Annotated in this window: 17 protein-coding genes; 9 read left to right on the top strand and 8 right to left on the bottom strand. The window is 75.1% G+C overall.

Going from position 1 to position 16,529, the window contains the following annotated elements:
* Nucleotides 1-62: 62 nt before the first annotated feature.
* Entirely contained in the window at nt 63-821 is a 759-nt protein-coding gene (locus KPL59_RS15855; RefSeq protein WP_226361252.1) for a DUF2334 domain-containing protein, read from the top strand.
* A 77-nt stretch (nt 822-898) separates the two neighbouring features.
* Here the strand turns inward: KPL59_RS15855 and KPL59_RS15850 are convergent, their stop codons facing one another.
* Genes KPL59_RS15850 through KPL59_RS36950 form a run of 4 tightly spaced genes read right to left on the bottom strand, consistent with a single transcriptional unit; the run spans nt 899 to nt 2,951 of the window.
* Nucleotides 899-1,270, bottom strand: coding sequence for a VOC family protein (locus KPL59_RS15850; protein WP_020623699.1), 372 nt, complete (start codon nt 1,268-1,270; stop codon nt 899-901).
* Entirely contained in the window at nt 1,270-1,902 is a 633-nt protein-coding gene (locus tag KPL59_RS15845) for an MBL fold metallo-hydrolase (RefSeq protein WP_226361251.1), read from the bottom strand. Before KPL59_RS15845 ends, KPL59_RS15850 begins: the two co-directional genes overlap by 1 nt.
* A gap of 45 nt (nt 1,903-1,947) precedes the next feature.
* Nucleotides 1,948-2,820, bottom strand: coding sequence for an epimerase (locus KPL59_RS15840; protein WP_308187896.1), 873 nt, complete (start codon nt 2,818-2,820; stop codon nt 1,948-1,950).
* The gene (locus tag KPL59_RS36950; RefSeq protein WP_308187895.1) at nt 2,817-2,951 is read right to left on the bottom strand and encodes a hypothetical protein; all 135 of its coding nucleotides are present in this window, start codon (nt 2,949-2,951) and stop codon (nt 2,817-2,819) included. The genes KPL59_RS15840 and KPL59_RS36950 overlap by 4 nt, the downstream gene beginning before the upstream one ends.
* A 60-nt stretch (nt 2,952-3,011) precedes the next feature.
* Between KPL59_RS36950 and purS the strand changes: the two genes are divergently transcribed.
* The 6 genes from purS (at nt 3,012) to purM (ending at nt 9,574) form a co-directional block, all read left to right on the top strand.
* Nucleotides 3,012-3,245: a phosphoribosylformylglycinamidine synthase subunit PurS gene (gene purS, locus KPL59_RS15835; protein WP_043278022.1), complete on the top strand. Its 234-nt coding sequence runs from the start codon at nt 3,012-3,014 to the stop codon at nt 3,243-3,245.
* The gene (gene purQ, locus KPL59_RS15830) at nt 3,242-3,916 is read left to right on the top strand and encodes a phosphoribosylformylglycinamidine synthase subunit PurQ (RefSeq protein WP_226361250.1); all 675 of its coding nucleotides are present in this window, start codon (nt 3,242-3,244) and stop codon (nt 3,914-3,916) included. The genes purS and purQ overlap by 4 nt, the downstream gene beginning before the upstream one ends.
* Nucleotides 3,917-4,082: 166 nt before the next feature.
* Nucleotides 4,083-6,389, top strand: coding sequence for a phosphoribosylformylglycinamidine synthase subunit PurL (gene purL, locus KPL59_RS15825; protein WP_226361249.1), 2,307 nt, complete (start codon nt 4,083-4,085; stop codon nt 6,387-6,389).
* Nucleotides 6,389-6,727 (top strand): sterol carrier family protein, encoded by a 339-nt coding sequence (locus tag KPL59_RS15820; protein ID WP_075308762.1) that lies wholly within the window; start codon nt 6,389-6,391, stop codon nt 6,725-6,727. Before purL ends, KPL59_RS15820 begins: the two co-directional genes overlap by 1 nt.
* Before the next feature lie 119 nt (nt 6,728-6,846).
* Nucleotides 6,847-8,433: an amidophosphoribosyltransferase gene (gene purF / locus KPL59_RS15815; protein ID WP_043281080.1), complete on the top strand. Its 1,587-nt coding sequence runs from the start codon at nt 6,847-6,849 to the stop codon at nt 8,431-8,433.
* 43 nt (nt 8,434-8,476) lie between these two features.
* On the top strand, nt 8,477-9,574 hold the full coding sequence (purM, locus tag KPL59_RS15810; RefSeq protein ID WP_020626716.1) for a phosphoribosylformylglycinamidine cyclo-ligase: 1,098 nt from the start codon (nt 8,477-8,479) through the stop codon (nt 9,572-9,574).
* Between the two features lie 292 nt (nt 9,575-9,866).
* On the opposite strand, the gene KPL59_RS15805 is transcribed toward purM, so the two are convergent.
* The 4 genes from KPL59_RS15805 to KPL59_RS15790 form a co-directional block, all read right to left on the bottom strand.
* Nucleotides 9,867-10,607 (bottom strand): NUDIX domain-containing protein, encoded by a 741-nt coding sequence (locus tag KPL59_RS15805; RefSeq protein ID WP_020626717.1) that lies wholly within the window; start codon nt 10,605-10,607, stop codon nt 9,867-9,869.
* A 194-nt stretch (nt 10,608-10,801) separates the two neighbouring features.
* Entirely contained in the window at nt 10,802-11,008 is a 207-nt protein-coding gene (locus KPL59_RS15800) for a DUF3073 domain-containing protein (RefSeq protein ID WP_043281081.1), read from the bottom strand.
* Between the two features lie 221 nt (nt 11,009-11,229).
* The gene (locus KPL59_RS15795) at nt 11,230-12,354 is read right to left on the bottom strand and encodes a folate-binding protein YgfZ (RefSeq protein WP_226361248.1); all 1,125 of its coding nucleotides are present in this window, start codon (nt 12,352-12,354) and stop codon (nt 11,230-11,232) included.
* Complete coding sequence (locus KPL59_RS15790; protein ID WP_226362089.1) at nt 12,351-12,806, bottom strand: Fur family transcriptional regulator; 456 nt, start codon at nt 12,804-12,806, stop codon at nt 12,351-12,353. The genes KPL59_RS15795 and KPL59_RS15790 overlap by 4 nt, the downstream gene beginning before the upstream one ends.
* A 289-nt stretch (nt 12,807-13,095) precedes the next feature.
* Between KPL59_RS15790 and KPL59_RS15785 the strand changes: the two genes are divergently transcribed.
* Nucleotides 13,096-14,853, top strand: a complete 1,758-nt coding sequence (locus KPL59_RS15785; protein WP_226361247.1) for an ATP synthase F0 subunit B — start codon at nt 13,096-13,098, stop codon at nt 14,851-14,853.
* A gap of 43 nt (nt 14,854-14,896) precedes the next feature.
* Entirely contained in the window at nt 14,897-16,528 is a 1,632-nt protein-coding gene (locus KPL59_RS15780) for a hypothetical protein (protein ID WP_226361246.1), read from the top strand.
* The last annotated feature ends 1 nt before the right edge of the window (nt 16,529 follow it).

Here is a 16,529-nt window from a genome sequence, read left to right as displayed (position 1 = left end):
CGTCGTCCGCGCGATCCGGCGGCTCCACACGGGGTTCATCTCGGTCGGGTCGGATGGGGGCCATGAGCACGCTGCTGGTCTCGCTGTCCGGCCTGACCGACTCCGACGACGCCGACCGCGCCCGCGCCGCCGCGTTCGCCGCGGAGCTGGACCGGCGCGGCGTGCCGCTGACCCATCTCGTGCAGCCCAAGGGTCCTGACGGACCGCTGCGCCGCGGCGACGACCTGGTCCGCTGGATCGCCGGCCGCGTCCGCGCCGGGGACGACCTGCTCCTGCACGGCTTCGACCACACGAGCGACCCGGTGGGGGCCTGGCAGAACGGCACCGTCCCGCGGATCGGGCGGCGCACCGAGTTCGGCGCGCTGCCCCGGCACGAGGCGGGCCTGCGGCTGACCGGTGCCCGGCGCATCCTGCTCGCGACCGGGCTGTCCACCGACGGCTTCGCCCCGCCCGGCTGGATCGCCTCCGAGGGCACCCTCGACGCGCTCGCCGACCTCGGCTTCGGCCTGTGCGCCGATGAGACGACCGTCCGCGCGACCGGCGGTCCGGTGCTGCGCTCGCGGGTGCTCACCTTCCGCTCGTCCGAGCCCTGGCGGGGCGAGCGCCGTGCGGGGGAACGCCGTCGCGGACGGGCGCTGGAGCAGCAGGCCGTGCGTACCGCCGAGCGCGGAGGGCTCGTCCGGCTCGCGCTGCGGGCCAAGGACCTGCGCCGCGAGCACCGCGTCGAGGCCGCGCTCGCCGCCGTCGACGCGGCGCGCGGTGCGGGCGCCGTCGGCGCCGTGCACCGCACGCTGTTCCCCGCCGCGGCCCCGGCAGCCTAGGAGCTCCCCGGCGATCGGCCCGGTTGTCCACAGTGTGTGTTCCCCTGTGGACAACCGGTGCCACCTGTGGACAGGTGTCAGGTCCGCCGCTCGCCGAGCACGCAGAACTCGTTGCCCTCGGGGTCGGCGAGCACCGTCCAGGACACCTCGTCGGCCGGGACGCGGTGCTGGCCGACGTCGACCCGGGTCGCGCCCAGCATGAGCAGCCGGGCGACCTCGGAGTCCCGCACGCCGTCCGGTCGCAGATCGATGTGCAGCCGGTTCTTGGTCCGTTTGCCCTCCGCGACCGGCACGAAGATCAGCCCGGGGGTGACACCCGCGGCCGGCTGGATCTCGAACTCCGCTGCCGAGGCGTTCGCCACCGTCCAGTCCAGGGCCTCGGCCCACCAGCGGCCGAGCCGGATCGGGTCCCGGGCGTCGACGACGACCTGCTCCCACTGCAGCGCCATCAGACGGTGATCGCCTTCTCCCGGTCGGGGACCAGGAGCGTGGTGGCGTCGGGACCCAGGTTGTCGAAGAACCGGTAGTGCAGCGCCGGGTTCGCGAGGGTGCCCTCGTGGATCGGGACGACCGTGCGCGGCGCGACCGCCCGCAGGTAGTCGACGGCCTCGGACACCTTCAACCACGGCGCGCCGGTCGGGATCAGCAGCGTCGCCAGCTCCTCGACGCCCGGCGGGACGTAGGCGTCGCCGGGGTGCAGGAGCGCGCCGTCGACGAGGTAGCCGTTGTTCGCTACCAGCGGGATGTCCGGGTGGATCTGCGCATGGTCCCCGGACCCGACGACGGTCACCTCGGCGCCACCGAGGGCCAGCACGTCGCCGGGGGCGGCGGTGCGGGCGTCGATGCCGTCCAGCTGCTCGGCGGTCTGGCCGTCGGTGACCAGGGCGGCGTCGGGGTTGGCGCGCAGCAGTGTGCGCAGCGCGTCGGCGTCGACGTGGTCGAAGTGCTGGTGGGTGACCAGGATCGCGTCCAGGCCGTCGAGGGCCTCGAAGCCGGTGGAGAACGTGCCCGGGTCGAACAGGAGCCTGGCCGACCCGGTGTCGACCAGGACGCAGGCGTGGCCGTAGTGCGTCAGGTGCATGGGACCAGCATGCCCGGTCGGGGGGTGGGTGGCACGTCGCTCCGCTCAGCCGAGCGCTCGCAGCACGGCCCGTTCCTCGGCGTCGGTGAGCCCGGCCCGGCGCTCCCGACCGGCGCCGAGCCCACGGTCCCACGCCAGCGCGGCGCGGGCGGTGTCGGCGAGCGGGCGGGGTGTCAGGCCCGCGGCGAGCGTCGCGGTGACGTCCCGGTCGACCATGCCCCAGAGTTCCTCCGGCAGCCGGAGCGGCAACGACCGCGGACCGGCCCAGCTCCCCACCCCCTGCTCCACCAGCGTCGGTTCCGGGACCCGGACGAGCTCCAGGTCGTCGGCGCCCACGGCGGCGGCGGTCGCGGCGAGCACCCGGTCCAGGGTGGACCGCGGGCCGGTGCCGTCGTGGGTGCCGGTGGTGCCGTCGGCCGCGCAGGCCACGATCCAGGCGGCGAGGTCGTCGACGTCGACGAGCTGCATCGGCTGGGCGGGCACGTCCGGGACGACCACCCGGCCCCCACGGGCGAACCGGTCCGCCCAGTAGCCGTAGCGGTCGTACAGGTCGCCGTGCCCGCACATCAGCCCGCCGCGCACCACGTGCGCCCGGTCGCCCGCCCGTTCCCGCACCGCCTGTTCGCTCGCGACCTTCGCGGCGCCGTAGACGTCCGGGTCCCGGTTCGTGAGGTCCTGGTCGGGCTGGTCGTGCAGCGGTGGGAGGGTCGGCTGCGCCACGGTCCCGCCGCGCAGCGACAGGTCGGCGTAGACGTTGATCGAGGAGACGAAGGTCCAGTGCCCGAACCGGCCGTGCAGCGCGTCGAGGGCGTCGCGGACCCACGGCGCCGACATCGTCGCGACGTCCACGACGGCGTCGAACGTGCGCCCGTGCAGCGCCGCGGCCAGTGCCCCGGGCCGGGACCGGTCGGCGATCACCGCCGCCCGCCGCCCGGTGGCGCCCCGGAGACACCTCGGGACACGCAGGTCACCGCGTGCCCCGCGGCGAGCGCCGCCGCGGCGACCGCGCGGGAGAGGAACACCGTGCCACCCAGGACGAGGATCTGCATGGGCCGATGGTGAGGGCACGCACGTCGAGCCGTCGCCCCTGTTCACCGTAGGCTGACCCCGTGGCCAGAGTGGTGGTGGACGTGATGCCCAAGCCCGAGATCCTCGACGTGCAGGGTCAGGCCGTGACCCGGGCGCTCGCTCGGATCGGTGTGTCCGGGGTGAGCGGGGTGCGGCAGGGCAAGCACTTCGAGCTGGAGGTCTCCGACGGCGTCGACGACGAGACCCTGCACCGGCTCGCCGGTTCGCTGCTGGCGAACCCGGTGATCGAGGACTGGACGGTGACTCGGCTGTGAGCACCCGCGTCGGTGTGATCACCTTCCCGGGGACCCTCGACGACGCCGACGCCGCCCGCGCGGTCCGCCGCGCCGGCGCCGAGGCCGTCCCGCTGTGGCACGGCGACCACGACCTGCAGGGTGTGGACGCCGTCGTCGTGCCGGGTGGGTTCTCCTACGGCGACTACCTGCGCGCCGGGGCGATCGCGAGCCTGGCGCCGATCATGACCGAGGTCGTGGCGGGCGCCGGGCGCGGTCTGCCGGTGCTCGGCATCTGCAACGGCTTCCAGATCCTCTGCGAGGCACACCTGCTCCCGGGCGCGCTCGTCGCGAACGCCGGGCTGCACTTCCTGTGCCGCGACCTCGAGCTGACCGTGGAGAACGCGCAGACCGCGTGGACCGGCGACTACACCGCGGGGGACCGGCTGACGATCCCGCTGAAGTCGCAGGAGGGGCGCTACGTCGCCGACGCCGCGACCCTCGACGAGCTGGAGGGCGAGGGCCGTGTGGTGTTCCGCTACACCGAGCCCGCCCCCAACGGCTCGACACGTGACATCGCCGGCATCACCAACGCGGCGGGCAACGTCGTCGGTCTCATGCCGCACCCGGAGCACGCGACCAGCGGGCTGACCGGCCCGTCCGCCGACGGCCTCGGCCTGTTCACCTCGGTGCTGGCCCGGGCCACCGCCTGACCCGGCGCCCGACCCGGCGTCGACGCACGGCGCGGCCGGTGGTCCCCGCGGACCACCGGCCGTCCCCGTCCCCGACCCCTCCCGGGGCCCGCTGTGGGGAACCCCGCCTGTGGGCCCCGGCACCGTGCCGGGACGTGGACCGGGGCGGTCCGTCTACCCTGGCCCCGTGACGCAGTCCCAGGTGCCGGTCGATTCCGTCAAGCACGCCGAGGCCACTCCGGAGCAGCCGCAGCCCTTCCGGGAGCTGGGGCTCAAGGACGACGAGTACGCCCGCATCCGGGAGATCCTCGGCCGCCGGCCCACCGACGCCGAGCTCGCGATGTACTCGGTGATGTGGAGCGAGCACTGCTCCTACAAGTCCTCCAAGGTCCACCTGCGCTACTTCGGTGAGACCACCACCGAACAGATGCGCTCGACGATGCTCGCCGGGATCGGCGAGAACGCGGGTGTCGTGTCCGTCGGCGACGGCTGGGCGGTCACCTTCAAGGTCGAGTCGCACAACCACCCGTCCTACGTCGAGCCCTACCAGGGCGCGGCGACCGGTGTCGGCGGCATCGTCCGCGACATCATGGCGATGGGCGCGCGCCCGATCGCCGTCGGCGACCCGCTGCGCTTCGGCCCGCTCGACGCCGACGACACCGGCCGGGTGCTGCCCGGCATCGTCGCCGGTGTCGGCGGCTACGGGAACTGCCTCGGTCTGCCGAACGTCGCGGGCGAGGTCGTCTTCGACCCGTCCTACGCCGGGAACCCGCTGGTCAACGCCCTGTGCGTGGGCGCGCTGAAGACCGAGGACCTGCACCTCGCGTTCGCCTCCGGCACCGGCAACAAGATCATCCTGTTCGGGGCGACGACCGGGCTGGACGGCATCGGCGGCGTCTCGGTGCTGGCGTCGGAGACCTTCGACGCCGAGAGCGGCGGCACCGGGCGCAAGAAGCTCCCGAGCGTCCAGGTCGGCGACCCGTTCACCGAGAAGGTCCTCATCGAGTGCTGCCTGGAGCTGTTCGCAGCCGGGCTGGTCGTCGGCATCCAGGACCTCGGCGGTGCCGGGCTGTCGTGTGCGACCTCCGAGCTCGCCTCCGCCGGCGACGGCGGCATGCACGTCGACCTCGACGCCGTCCCGCTGCGCGCCACCGGCATGACCGCCGCCGAGATCCTCTCCTCGGAGTCCCAGGAGCGGATGTGCGCGGTCGTGACCCCGGAGAACGTCGAGGCCTTCCTCGCCGTCTGCCGCAAGTGGGACACCATCGCCACCGTGATCGGCGAGGTCACCGACGGCGACCGCCTGGTGATCACCTCCCAGGGGGAGACCGTCGTCGACGTGCCGCCGCGCACCGTCGCCCACGAGGGCCCGGTCTACACCCGCCCGGTCGCCCGGGACGACGCGAAGCAGGACGCGCTGAACGCGGACTCGCCGGAGGCGCTGCCCCGCCCGGAGACCCCGTCCGAGCTGCGCGCGGAGATCCTGCGGATGGCTGCCGCGCCGAACCTCGCGTCGCGGGCCTGGGTCACCGACCAGTACGACCGCTACGTGCGCGGCAACACCGTCGCCGCGCACGGCGCCGACTCCGGGGTCGTGCAGGTCGACGAGTCCACCGGCCGCGGCATCGCCGTCGCGACCGACTGCAACTCCCGCTTCGTCGCGCTCGACCCGTACGTCGGCGCGCAGCTCGCGCTGGCCGAGGCCTACCGCAACGTCGCGACCTCCGGCGCCGTCCCGCTCGCCGTCACCGACTGCCTGAACTTCGGCTCACCGGAGGACCCGCACGTCATGTGGCAGTTCGAGCAGGCCGTGCGCGGCCTCGCCGACGGCTGCGCGGTGCTGGGCACCCCGGTCACCGGCGGCAACGTGAGCTTCTACAACCAGACCGGGACGACGGCGATCCTGCCGACCCCGGTCGTGGGCGTGCTCGGCGTGATCGACGACGTCACCACCGCGGTCCGGTCCGGGTTCGCCGGCGCCGACGGCGACACGGTCGTCCTGCTCGGCACCACCGCCGCCGAGTTCGGCGGGTCGGAGTGGGCGCACGAGGTGCACGGGCACCTCGGCGGACGGCCGCCCGCCGTGGACCTGGAGCACGAGCGGCGCCTCGCGCAGCTCCTCGCGGCCGCGGCCGCGGACCGGGCGCTGACCGGAAGCCACGACCTGTCCGACGGCGGCCTGGCCCAGGGCCTGGTCGAGGCCGCACTCGCCGGGGGCCGGGGCGCCCGCGTCGACCTGGCCGGGGTGCACGAGGACTCCTTCACCGCGCTGTTCGCCGAGTCCGCCGGACGGGTGCTGGTCACCGTTCCCGCCGACGGGGCCGACGCGTTCCTCGTCCGCGCCGCCGAGGCCGGCGTCCCGGCGCTGCGGCTCGGCAAGACCGGCGGCGACGTCCTCGACCTGGGCGACGCCGTCGGCGCGGTGCCGCTCGACGACCTGCGTACCGCCTGGGAGGGCACCCTCCCCGCGCGGTTCGGCGCCGTCTCGGTCTGATGTCCGACCTCCTCGCGGACTGGGTCGACCGGGACGTCGAGCCGGAGCGGGCGGTGCGCAAGGCCGCGGTCAGGGAGTCACTGGACGAGCTGGCCCGGCGTGCCCCCGGCCGCAGCGTCGAGGTGCGGGTCCCGCCGTTCGGTGCGGTGCAGTGCGTCGAGGGGCCGCGGCACACCCGCGGCACCCCGCCGAACGTCGTCGAGGCCGATCCGCGGACCTGGATCGCGCTCGCCATCGGCCGCCTGAGCTGGGACGACGCCGTCGCCACCGGTCGGGTGTCCGCGTCGGGGTCGCGGGCGGGGGAGATCGCCTCGTTCCTGCCGCTGCGCACGCCGTGACCGGACGGGAGCGGTGTGCGACGCCGACGTGACCCCTGTCCCCGTACCTGGGGATGGGTGATCTCGGGGCGTACAGTCGTGCCCTGGTCCCGGTACGCCGCCAGCCGAGGAGCGCCGCGTTGAGTTCCGTCCGGAACGAGCACGTCAGCCCTGAACGAACCCTCTCCCTCACCCCTGTCGCCCCCTCCGCCCCCGAGCCCGACGAGTCAGGACCCCGCGAGGAGTGCGGTGTGTTCGGCGTCTGGGCGCCCGGCGAGGACGTCGCGAAGATGACCTACTACGGCCTCTACGCGCTGCAGCACCGCGGCCAGGAGGCCGCCGGCATCGCCGTGTCCGACGGCCGTCGCACCGTGGTGTTCAAGGATCTCGGCCTGGTCAGCCAGGTGTTCGACGAGCAGACGCTGTCCTCGCTGCGCGGGCACCTCGCCGTCGGGCACTGCCGCTACTCGACGACCGGCGCGACGACCTGGGAGAACGCCCAGCCGACGTTCCGCACCACCGCCGCGGGCTCGGGCCTCGCGCTGGGCCACAACGGCAACCTGGTCAACACCGCCGAGCTGCGCGACGCCGTCGCGAAGCTGGAGAACCGCAAGCGGTCCGGGCTGCGCGCGACCACCGACTCCGACCTGCTCACCGAGCTGCTCGCCGCGGGCGCGGCGGACCTCGGCGTCTACGAGGCCGCGATGCGGCTGCTGCCGCGGCTGCGCGGCGCGTTCTCGCTGACCTTCGCCGACGAGAACACCCTCTACGCCGCCCGCGACTCCCATGGCGTCCGCCCGCTGGTGCTGGGCCGCCTGGAGCGGGGCTGGGTCGTCGCGTCGGAGACGGCGGCGCTGGACATCGTCGGTGCCTCCTTCGTCCGCGAGGTCGAGCCGGGCGAGCTCATCGCGATCGACTCCGACGGCATCCGCAGCCAGCGCTTCGCCGCCCCGGAGCCGAAGGGCTGCGTGTTCGAGTACGTCTACCTGGCGCGCCCGGACACCACCATCGCCGGCCGCTCGGTCTACGACACCCGGGTCGAGATCGGCCGCCGGCTCGCCGAGGAGCACCCGGTCGAGGCCGACCTGGTCATCCCGGTCCCGGAGTCCGGCACCCCGGCCGCGATCGGCTACGCCCAGGGCTCCGGCATCCCCTACGGCCAGGGCCTGGTGAAGAACGCCTACGTCGGGCGGACCTTCATCCAGCCCAGCCAGACCATCCGCCAGCTCGGCATCCGGCTGAAGCTGAACCCGCTGCGCAACGTCATCCGCGGCAAGCGTCTGGTGGTCGTCGACGACTCGATCGTCCGCGGCAACACCCAGCGCGCGCTGGTGCGGATGCTGCGCGAGGCCGGCGCGCTCGAGGTGCACGTGCGGATCGCCTCGCCGCCGGTGCGCTGGCCCTGCTTCTACGGCATCGACTTCGCCAGCCGGGCCGAGCTCATCGCCAACGGCGCCGACACCGAGGGCGTCCGACGCTCGATCGGCTCGGACAGCCTCGGCTACGTCTCGGTCGACCAGATGGTCGCCGCCTCCGAGCAGCCGCGCTCGCGGCTGTGCTGCGCCTGCTTCGACGGGGAGTACCCGATCCCGCTGCCGGAGGAGGCCCAGCTCGGCAAGCACCTGCTGGAGGACGTCCCGGAGCCGACGGCGTCCGGTGCGGCCTCTGGCGATCCGGGGCCGTTGTCCGTCGGATACGGTGCCGGGGAAGCGCTGACCCGCCCGTAGCGGCACCCGATCACGACCCCGCCCCGACCTGGAGAGACCACGCATGCCCTCGACCGAGCCCGGCCCCGCCAGCTACGCCTCCGCGGGGGTGGACATCGACGCGGGGGAGCAGGCGGTCGAGCGTTTTCGTCCGTTCGCCGAGAAGGCGACCCGGCCCGAGGTGCGCGGCGGCATCGGCGGGTTCGCCGGCCTGTTCGCGGCGAAGTTCGGCAAGTACTCCGAGCCGGTGCTGGCGGCCTCGACCGACGGCGTCGGCACCAAGGTCGCGATCGCGCAGGCGATGGACAAGCACGACACCATCGGTCAGGACCTCGTCGCGATGGTCGTCGACGACCTGGTGGTCTGCGGGGCCGAGCCGCTGTTCCTGCAGGACTACATCGCCATCGGCAAGATCGTCCCCGACAAGGTGGCGACACTCGTCCGCGGCATCGCGGAGGGCTGCCAGACCGCGGGCTGCGCGCTGCTCGGCGGCGAGACCGCCGAGCACCCCGGCCTGATGGAGGAGGGCGCCTACGACCTCTCCGCGACCGGTGTCGGTGTCGTCGACGCCGAGAAGATGCTGCGACCCGAGCGGGTCCGCCCCGGCGACGTGCTGGTCGCGCTCGGCTCCTCCGGGCTGCACTCCAACGGGTACTCCCTGGCCCGCCACGTGCTGCTCGACATCGCCCGGCTGCCGCTGGCCGGTGAGCTGGAGGAGTTCGACCACTCCCTCGGCGAGGAGCTGCTCGTCCCGACCCGGATCTACGCCAAGGACTGCCTGGCGATCACCGCCGAGACCGGCGTGCGGACGTTCTCCCACATCACCGGCGGCGGGCTGGCCCGCAACCTGGAGCGGGTGCTGCCCGACGGTCTCGCCGCCACCGTGGAACGCGGCTCCTGGACGCCGGCCCCGATCTTCAAGCTGATCCAGTCCCGCGGCCGCGTCGAGCGTGCGGAGATGGAGAAGACGTTCAACATGGGCGTCGGGATGGTCGCGGTGCTCCCGCCCGAGGACGTCGACCGCGCCCTGGCCGTCCTCACCGCACGGCACGTGCCTGCCTGGATCCTGGGCGAGGTCGGCCGGATCGGCGACGTCGACGGTGCCGGTTCCGGCGAGCTCGGCGCCCGGGTGCAGCTGCGCGGGGAGCACCCCCGCTTCTGAGCGGCCTGTGCCGCCCGGTTCCGCCGGGGCCGGCAGTCCGGTGCGCTCGGTTCCGGTTCGGTGCCCGGCTCCGCGGCGTGTCCCTCCGCCATCCGGCGCGCTCCTCGTACCGTCGGCGTCGCGGCGTCGCGGCGTCGCGGCGTCGTCCCGGCCGCCGGCCGGGGACGGTCTCCGCGTGGGAATCGCTTACCCGGTAAGCGAATTCGGCGCAGGGGGTGTCGCCGGCGCTCGGTCGGGCGAGTGGCGCGGCTCAACCGGGCGGCGACCCGGCCCGGGTCTCCTCGACCGTGCGCTACGCCGGTCCCGGCGGCGACGCCGCGTCCTGCGCGGTCGGTCGGTTCCCGGCGCGGTGCGACTCGCGCAGCATCGGAGGGTGCAGTGCGGTCGCCGGACCCCGGCGGAACAACCGGGGCGGACGCCCGCGGCCACCGGTGACCAGCGTCGTCGTCGGCACGAGGAAGCCGTCGGTGGAGGTCACCTTGCGCTGGAAGTTGCGCGGGTCGAGAGAGGTCTCCCAGACGGCCTCGTAGACCCGGCGCAGGTCGGTCACCGTGAACTCGTCCGGACAGAACGACACGGCGAGCGTCGTGTACTCGAGCTTCGACTTCGCCCGCTCCACACCGTCGGCGAGGATGCGCTGGTGGTCGAACGCCAGCTGCGGCACGTCGTCGACGGCACACCACGCGGACGCGGTGGCCCCGCCGCCCGGCGTCGGCTCCGGCATGTCCGGAAGGAGCGCGAGGTAGCCGACGGACAGGACCCGGCCGCGGGGATCGCGGTCGGGGGCGGCGTAGCTCGCCAGCTGCTCGAGGTGCCCGCAGACGGCGTTGCCGGTGTCGGTCCCGGTCTCCTCGTCCAACCGCCGACTGGCGGTGTGGACCAGATCCTCCTCCGGGCGCACGAAACCGCCGGGCAGCGCCCAGTGCCCGAGGAACGGGGGCTCGCCCCGTTCGATGAGCAGCACGTGCAGGCGGTCCGACCGTACGGTCAGCACGACCAGGTTGACGGCGACCGCGAACAGGTTGCCGCGCATCTGCTGAACACCTCGGACGTGACGGGACCGATGACCACGCCTCCCACGGGAGACAGGTCGTGATCTTGCCCTATCCGAGCGGCCAGGGGAAACCGGCCGGTGCGACCGGTCCGGCGAGCGGGCTCACCGGGTCGGCACGTGCCGCGGCGCCCGGACCGTCGCAACACGACGGGGGCCGGGCGCCGAAGTGGCCGTCAACGCCGAGGGTCGTCGTCCTCGTCGTTGTACTTGGCGGCGAGGTCGTCGTACTCGCCGTAGTCGTCCTCGCGGCTGTCCGTCGTCGTCACCGCCGTCGCACTACCGATCTCCCGCTGCAAGGCGTCGAGATCCATAGAAGGGGAGCTGTACTTGAGCTCACGGGCCACCTTCGTCTGCTTGGCCTTGGCTCGTCCACGCCCCATGGCAGGTCCCCCTTACAACAGGGAAGGGGCGGCCGGTCATTGCGCACGACCCGGCGGCCCCTCTCGTCTCATCAATGTCGTGGGATCAACCGTACCCTGCTCACCCCGGAACATGCGACGCGGCACCGCCGTCGTCACAGGCGGACCCGGGCGCGGACCGGTGCGGGACACCCGGTTGTTCACCCGGTGGCCGCCCCACGGTGGTCCGGCCCGGCCGCGCGTCACCCCCGGCGCGCGGCGCCGCCCGTCCGTTCCCGGGCCGCACGGCCCGGCGGCGGGGTGTCCGGGTCCGGCTCGTAGGAGTCCGGGTCGATCGTGGCCGGGGAGACCCGGTCGTCGACGCCCGCGGTCAGCTCGGCGTCGACCGGGACCGACCGCTTGAGCAGTGCCAACGCCACCGGGCCCAGCTCGTGGTGCTGGACGACCGTGCCCACCCGGCCGACCGTGCGGCCGTCGCGCACCACCGGGTCGCCGGTGCGGGGCAGGTCCTCGTCGCCCGCGTCGAGCATCAGCAGCACCGTGCGCCGCGGGGGGCGGCCCAGGTTCGCCACCCGGGCGACGGTCTCCTGCCCCCGGTAGCAGCCCTTGGTGAGGTGCACGGCGGAGCCGATCCAGCCGACCTCGTGCGGGATGGTGCGGTCGTCGGTGTCGCGGTGCAGGCGCGGTGCGCGCGACTCCACCCGCAGCGCCTCGAACGCGATCGTCCCGGCGGCCCGCGCCCCGGCGGCGGTGAGGTCCGCCCAGCGGGCGTCCTTCGTGCCGCGGGGGACGACGACGTCCGCCGCGTCCCGGCCCGGCCACGGCATCCGTCGCACGAACCCGCCGTCCGGCAGGGCCGTGACGCCGTTCGGCGCATCGGGCACCGGCAGCCCGGCCGCGGCGAGCACGGCGGGGGTCTCGGGGCCGACGACGGACAGCACGGCCAGCTCGGCGGTGACGTCGCGCGGCTCGACCTTCGACCAGAAGACCATCTTGGACAGGTAGTCGAGCAGGGCGGCGCCCTCACCGGGCTCGGTGTCGAGCCAGACCGTGTCCGCCGACGACGCGACGGCCATGTGGTGCAGCACCCGGCCCTGCGCGTCGAGCACCAGGGCCTCGGTGCCGGTGCCGGGCGGCAGCTCGCTGACGTGCTGGGTGAGCAGCAGGTGCAGCCAGGACAGCCGCTCCTCGCCGGTCACCGCCAGCACCTCGCGGTGCCCGCGGTCGACGACGGCCGCCGAGCGGGCCATCGCCCGCTGCTCGGCCGGCGGGTCGCCGTGGTGCGCGGCGACGGCGTCGTCCGGGTCGGGGGTCGAGCCCTCGGCGTCGGTGGTGTCCGGGGTCTGCTCGGATCCGGGAACGGTCACCGGTCTCCCTCCGCGCCCTCGGGGGGCGCCGTGTCGTCCTGCTGGGGGGCTCCTTCTGTGGAGTCCTCTTCTGTGGAGTCCTCGTCGTCGTGCGCACAGTCGACACACGTGCCGGACAGGGCCACGTGCGTCGCGTCCAGGCGGAAGCCCAGGTCGGCGAGCGTGCGACTCGCCACATCGGAGAGCAGCTCTGTCGGCGCCTCGTCCACCCGGCCGCAGTGGTGGCAGACGAGGTGGACGTGGCGGTGCTGGTGCTCGGAGTAGGTCGGCGCCCCGTGCCCGAGATGGGCGTGCCGGACGACGCCGAGCTCCTCGAGCAGGTCCAGCGTCCGGTACACGGTCGTGATGTTCACCGCCGGTGCCGTCGCCTGGACCCGGGTGCACACCTGCTCGGGTGTCGCGTGCCCCAGCTCCCTGACCGCGTCCAGCACGAGCTGGCGTTGAGGGGTCATCCGGAGCCCACGCCGGTGCAACGTGCCCTTCAGTGTGCTGTCCACACCGCCGATGGTATTCGGTGTGGCCCGGTAGGATCGGGTCACGAGGACGGTGACCGAACATCGTGTCACGGAACCGTCCGTCGCGGGGCCCGCCACGCCGACGGACGACCGGTGCACGCTGCGTGGTTCGCCGCGACCCCGTCGTCGTGACTACCCTGACCGGCGAGGTCGCGCCGGACCGTCGGTCCGCCGACCTCGAACGTGCCCGTCGAGGGCACCCATGTCGACGACCTGAGGAGAGGCGATGACGGCAGACGGGGCGGACCGCCCGGGCGGTTCCCCGCGGTTCGACGTCGTTCTCCGCGGCTACGACCGGCGGCAGGTCGACGAGCACATCGTCGGGATGCAGCGGGTGATGGGCCGGATGCGGGCGGACCTCGAGGCGCTGCGGAGCAGGCCGATCCCGCCGCCCATGCCGGTGCCGCCGCCCGGCGGGTTCGCCGTCGGGCCGGCGGGTGGGCCACCCCGCCCGGTGCCGCGTCCCGGTCCACGCCCCGTCCCGGGGCCGTCGGACTCCGACCGGCACGGCGCCGTCGACAGCTTCTCCGACCGCATGCAGGCGATCCTGCAGAAGGCCGAGGAGGAGGCGGAGGAGATCCGCAACAAGGCCCGTGCCGACGCCGAGCGCGTCGTCGCGGAGGCCCGCAAGCAGGTCGACCGCGCCCGCGCCGACGCCGACCGTGCCCGTGAGCAGGGCGACAAGCTCCGCACGGAGGTCAGCGAGCTGACCCGTCGTCGCGACGAGCTGCGCGCCGAGGTCGGCAAGGACCCGGTCGCGGGGGACAAGGCCCGCCACGAGGTCCGAGCGGTCCCCGGTCCGGCGCAGAAGCCCGGCGGACCGGCCGGCGAGGCGGCGTCGTCCGACGACCGTTCCGCCCAGGGGCGCTCCGACCAGGGCCGCTCCGACCAGGCCAAGACCCGTCCCGACTCCGCGGACCAGCGGTCCGGTCGTCCCGGCCCGCGCCCGGGTGCCCCGGAGCCGCAGCGTCCCGGTTCCCGGTCCGGCGCCGAGGAGCGCCCGGGGGCCGAGCAGCGGCCCGGCCAGCAGGAGCGGCCCGGTCAGAAGGAGCAGGGCCCTGCGCGTCCGCAGAGCTCCCCGAACGGCCGCCCGCAGGCACCCGCGGCCGTTGTCAACGGTGCCGGCGTGAACGGCGCCCGACCGGCGGCCGCTCAGGCGTCGCCGTCGGGCGACGCGGCACCGCGTCCCGGTCCGCGTCCGCAGCCGGGCCCCGGCCCGGGCCGCCAGGACTCCGGGTCCCAGCCCCGGCCGGCCTCGGGTCCGGTCTCGCCCGGCTCCGGTGGGTCGGGCGGTGGTCGTCCGGCCGGCGCGCCGCAGCCCGCCCGGGCCGACGGCGCGGGACAGCGGCCGGGTGGTACCGACGGGGACAAGACCGAGGGGGACAAGAGCTCCGGTCCGCGCCCGGGCCCGCGGCCCGCACCGGGCCCGCGCCCGTCGCCGGCCCCCACCGGGCAGCAGGGTGGTGCCGAGCGTGCCACCGCGGCCCGCCCCGGTGACGAGCCCGAGCCCGCCGAGCTGTTCCGGCCCGCGTCGGGCTCCCGGCCTGCCGAGGCGGAGCCGAAGACGTCGGTGGTGCCGGTCCAGGACCCACGTCCGAAGTCCGGCGGCGACGCCGAGCGCACGGTCGCGGTCGGCGCCGTCCGCCGTTCCGGTGACACCCCAACGGATGGTTCGCAGAAGCCGCCGGCAGGGGACAAGGGCACCGCGGCCGAGGGTGCGAAGGCCGACGTGGAGCCGCCGACGACCGCGAACCCGGCTCCCGGGCGCGGCCCGGCACGACCAGGTCCGGAGGGCGCGCGCAACGGCTCCGGCCAGGCCGGCCACGGTCAGAACGGTCGTAACGGTGCGTCGTCGGGGTCCGAGCCGTCGTCGCAGGGCGGCGGGAAGGGCAACGGCGCGACCCGCAACGGTTCCGGCACGGCCACCGGGGACAAGGGCCGGACGGACGCGGCGCAGCCCTCGACGGGGACGCGCAGCAGCTGAGGTTCCCCGCGCGGGGCCCGGGACCCCAATAAGGTCCGGGCCCATGCAGCTCGGCTCGTTCACGGTCCCGGTCCTGCCCCTTGCGGCGGTGCTGGGCGCGGGCGTGCTCGTGGTACTGGTCCTGTGGGGGGTGTGGCGTGCGCGCCGCACCTCCGCGCCCGTGCCGCTGCCGCTCGAGCCCCCTCGCACGGCCGCGGACCCGCAGCCGTCCTATGCGGACTGGACCGGTGAGGCGGCCGGTGGTCCGGCCGACCCGCCGCCCCCGGCGCGTGTACGGACCGTCGCCGACGTGGTCGCCGAGCGCGGCGCGGACACGGGGCCGCTGCCGCGGGTGCCCGCGTACGCCGGCGCGGCCGTCGCGTCCGGTGCGGCGCGGCATGCCGCTCCCGACGACGACGGGGACGACGGGGGCGACGGCTCGCTGGAGGCACTGTTCGCCCCGGCCGACGAGCTGCCCGACGCGGCCACCCTCGCCCGGGGCCGTGCCCCGGAGGCGACGGCCGCCGTGTCGCTCGCCGCGGTTCCGCCGGCGTCGGGTGCCGGGGTGTCCGGTGCCGGTGCGCCGGGTGCCGGTGCGCCGGGTGCCGGAGCGTCGGGTGCCGCGGAGGAGCCGCTGCCCCGGCCACGACCGACCCCGCGTTCCCGGTCGACCGGTCTGCGACCGGCCCGGCACACCGATACCGCCGCCCTGACCGATGCCGCCGCTGACCGGGGCACCGCTGACCGGGCCGCCGCGGACCAGAACGTGCCGGTCCAGGACGCGGCGGCCCGGAACGTGCCGGACCGGAATGCGGCGGACCGGAACGCCGCGGACCAGGACGCCACGGACCAGGACACGGCGAACCAGGGCGCCGCTGACCAGGACACAGCGGACCAGACCACCACGCACCAGGATGCGGCGGGGACCTCGGGCTCCCCGACGACACCGTCGGCCCCGGAGTGGCCGGTCGCGCGGCTGCGCGTCGTCGACGACCTCACCGACGTCGTCGCGCCCGGCCCGGCCGCCGCGCCCGCCGCGGCCGAGCAGACCCCGGCTGCCGAGGACGACACCGTGCCCCCGACGACAGAACGGACCCCGGTCGACCGGCAGGACACCGCGACCGGTCCGCTGCCGCCCTGGTCGGCCGAGCGCACCGAACCGGCGTCCGAGGACCTCCCCGCGACGTCCGCGATGCCGGCGACGCCCACCCCACCCTCCGTACCGACCCCGCCCACCGGGTTCGGGGCGACGTCCCGACCGACCCCCGAGCCGGTCTCCCGGGCCGTGCAGCAGGCCCTCGCGGCCCGGGCCGTGCAGCGGGCGCGTCTGCGCGGCGCCGACGCGGTCGTCGACCCGCAGCCCGATCTCCCCGGCGGGGAGCAGCAGGAGCTGCCGCTCGCCGTCGTCCCGACCGCGGGGGCCCGCACTCCGGCGGCCGGTGATGCGAAGGACCGGCTGCTCGGCGTGCTCCTCGAGGACCCGGCCCGCGCCGTCGACGCGACCGAACGGCTCGACGACACCCGCGACCGCATCGCCGAGCTCGACGAGGTCCTGCGCCGCCGCCGTGACGACCTGGCCGGCGCCGTCCGGCGCCTGCACGAGTGCGGGCTCGACCCGGCGCAGATCGGCCGGCTCTCCGGGATGGCCGTCGACGAGGTCCGCACCATCCTCGACGGCGAGGACGCCGAGCGCTGAA

Source organism: Pseudonocardia sp. ICBG1142 (assembly GCF_020496255.1).
Classification (GTDB): Bacteria; Actinomycetota; Actinomycetes; order Mycobacteriales; family Pseudonocardiaceae; genus Pseudonocardia.
The sequence above is the reverse complement of the archived record's forward strand: the minus strand, read 5'-3'. Positions and strand labels throughout refer to the sequence as shown.

What these genes read in the sequence shown, in the direction of transcription:
- KPL59_RS15780 (WP_226361246.1), top strand. Translation starts at nt 14,897, where the DNA reads ATGCAGCTCGGCTCGTTCACGGTCCCGGTCCTGCCCCTTGCGGCGGTG.
- KPL59_RS15790 (WP_226362089.1), bottom strand. Translation starts at nt 12,806, where the DNA reads ATGACCCCTCAACGCCAGCTCGTGCTGGACGCGGTCAGGGAGCTGGGG.
- KPL59_RS15845 (WP_226361251.1), bottom strand. Translation starts at nt 1,902, where the DNA reads ATGCACCTGACGCACTACGGCCACGCCTGCGTCCTGGTCGACACCGGG.
- KPL59_RS15805 (WP_020626717.1), bottom strand. Translation starts at nt 10,607, where the DNA reads ATGCGCGGCAACCTGTTCGCGGTCGCCGTCAACCTGGTCGTGCTGACC.
- KPL59_RS15785 (WP_226361247.1), top strand. Translation starts at nt 13,096, where the DNA reads ATGACGGCAGACGGGGCGGACCGCCCGGGCGGTTCCCCGCGGTTCGAC.
- KPL59_RS15855 (WP_226361252.1), top strand. Translation starts at nt 63, where the DNA reads ATGAGCACGCTGCTGGTCTCGCTGTCCGGCCTGACCGACTCCGACGAC.
- KPL59_RS36950 (WP_308187895.1), bottom strand. Translation starts at nt 2,951, where the DNA reads ATGCAGATCCTCGTCCTGGGTGGCACGGTGTTCCTCTCCCGCGCGGTC.
- KPL59_RS15820 (WP_075308762.1), top strand. Translation starts at nt 6,389, where the DNA reads ATGTCCGACCTCCTCGCGGACTGGGTCGACCGGGACGTCGAGCCGGAG.
- purM (WP_020626716.1), top strand. Translation starts at nt 8,477, where the DNA reads ATGCCCTCGACCGAGCCCGGCCCCGCCAGCTACGCCTCCGCGGGGGTG.
- KPL59_RS15850 (WP_020623699.1), bottom strand. Translation starts at nt 1,270, where the DNA reads ATGGCGCTGCAGTGGGAGCAGGTCGTCGTCGACGCCCGGGACCCGATC.
- KPL59_RS15800 (WP_043281081.1), bottom strand. Translation starts at nt 11,008, where the DNA reads ATGGGGCGTGGACGAGCCAAGGCCAAGCAGACGAAGGTGGCCCGTGAG.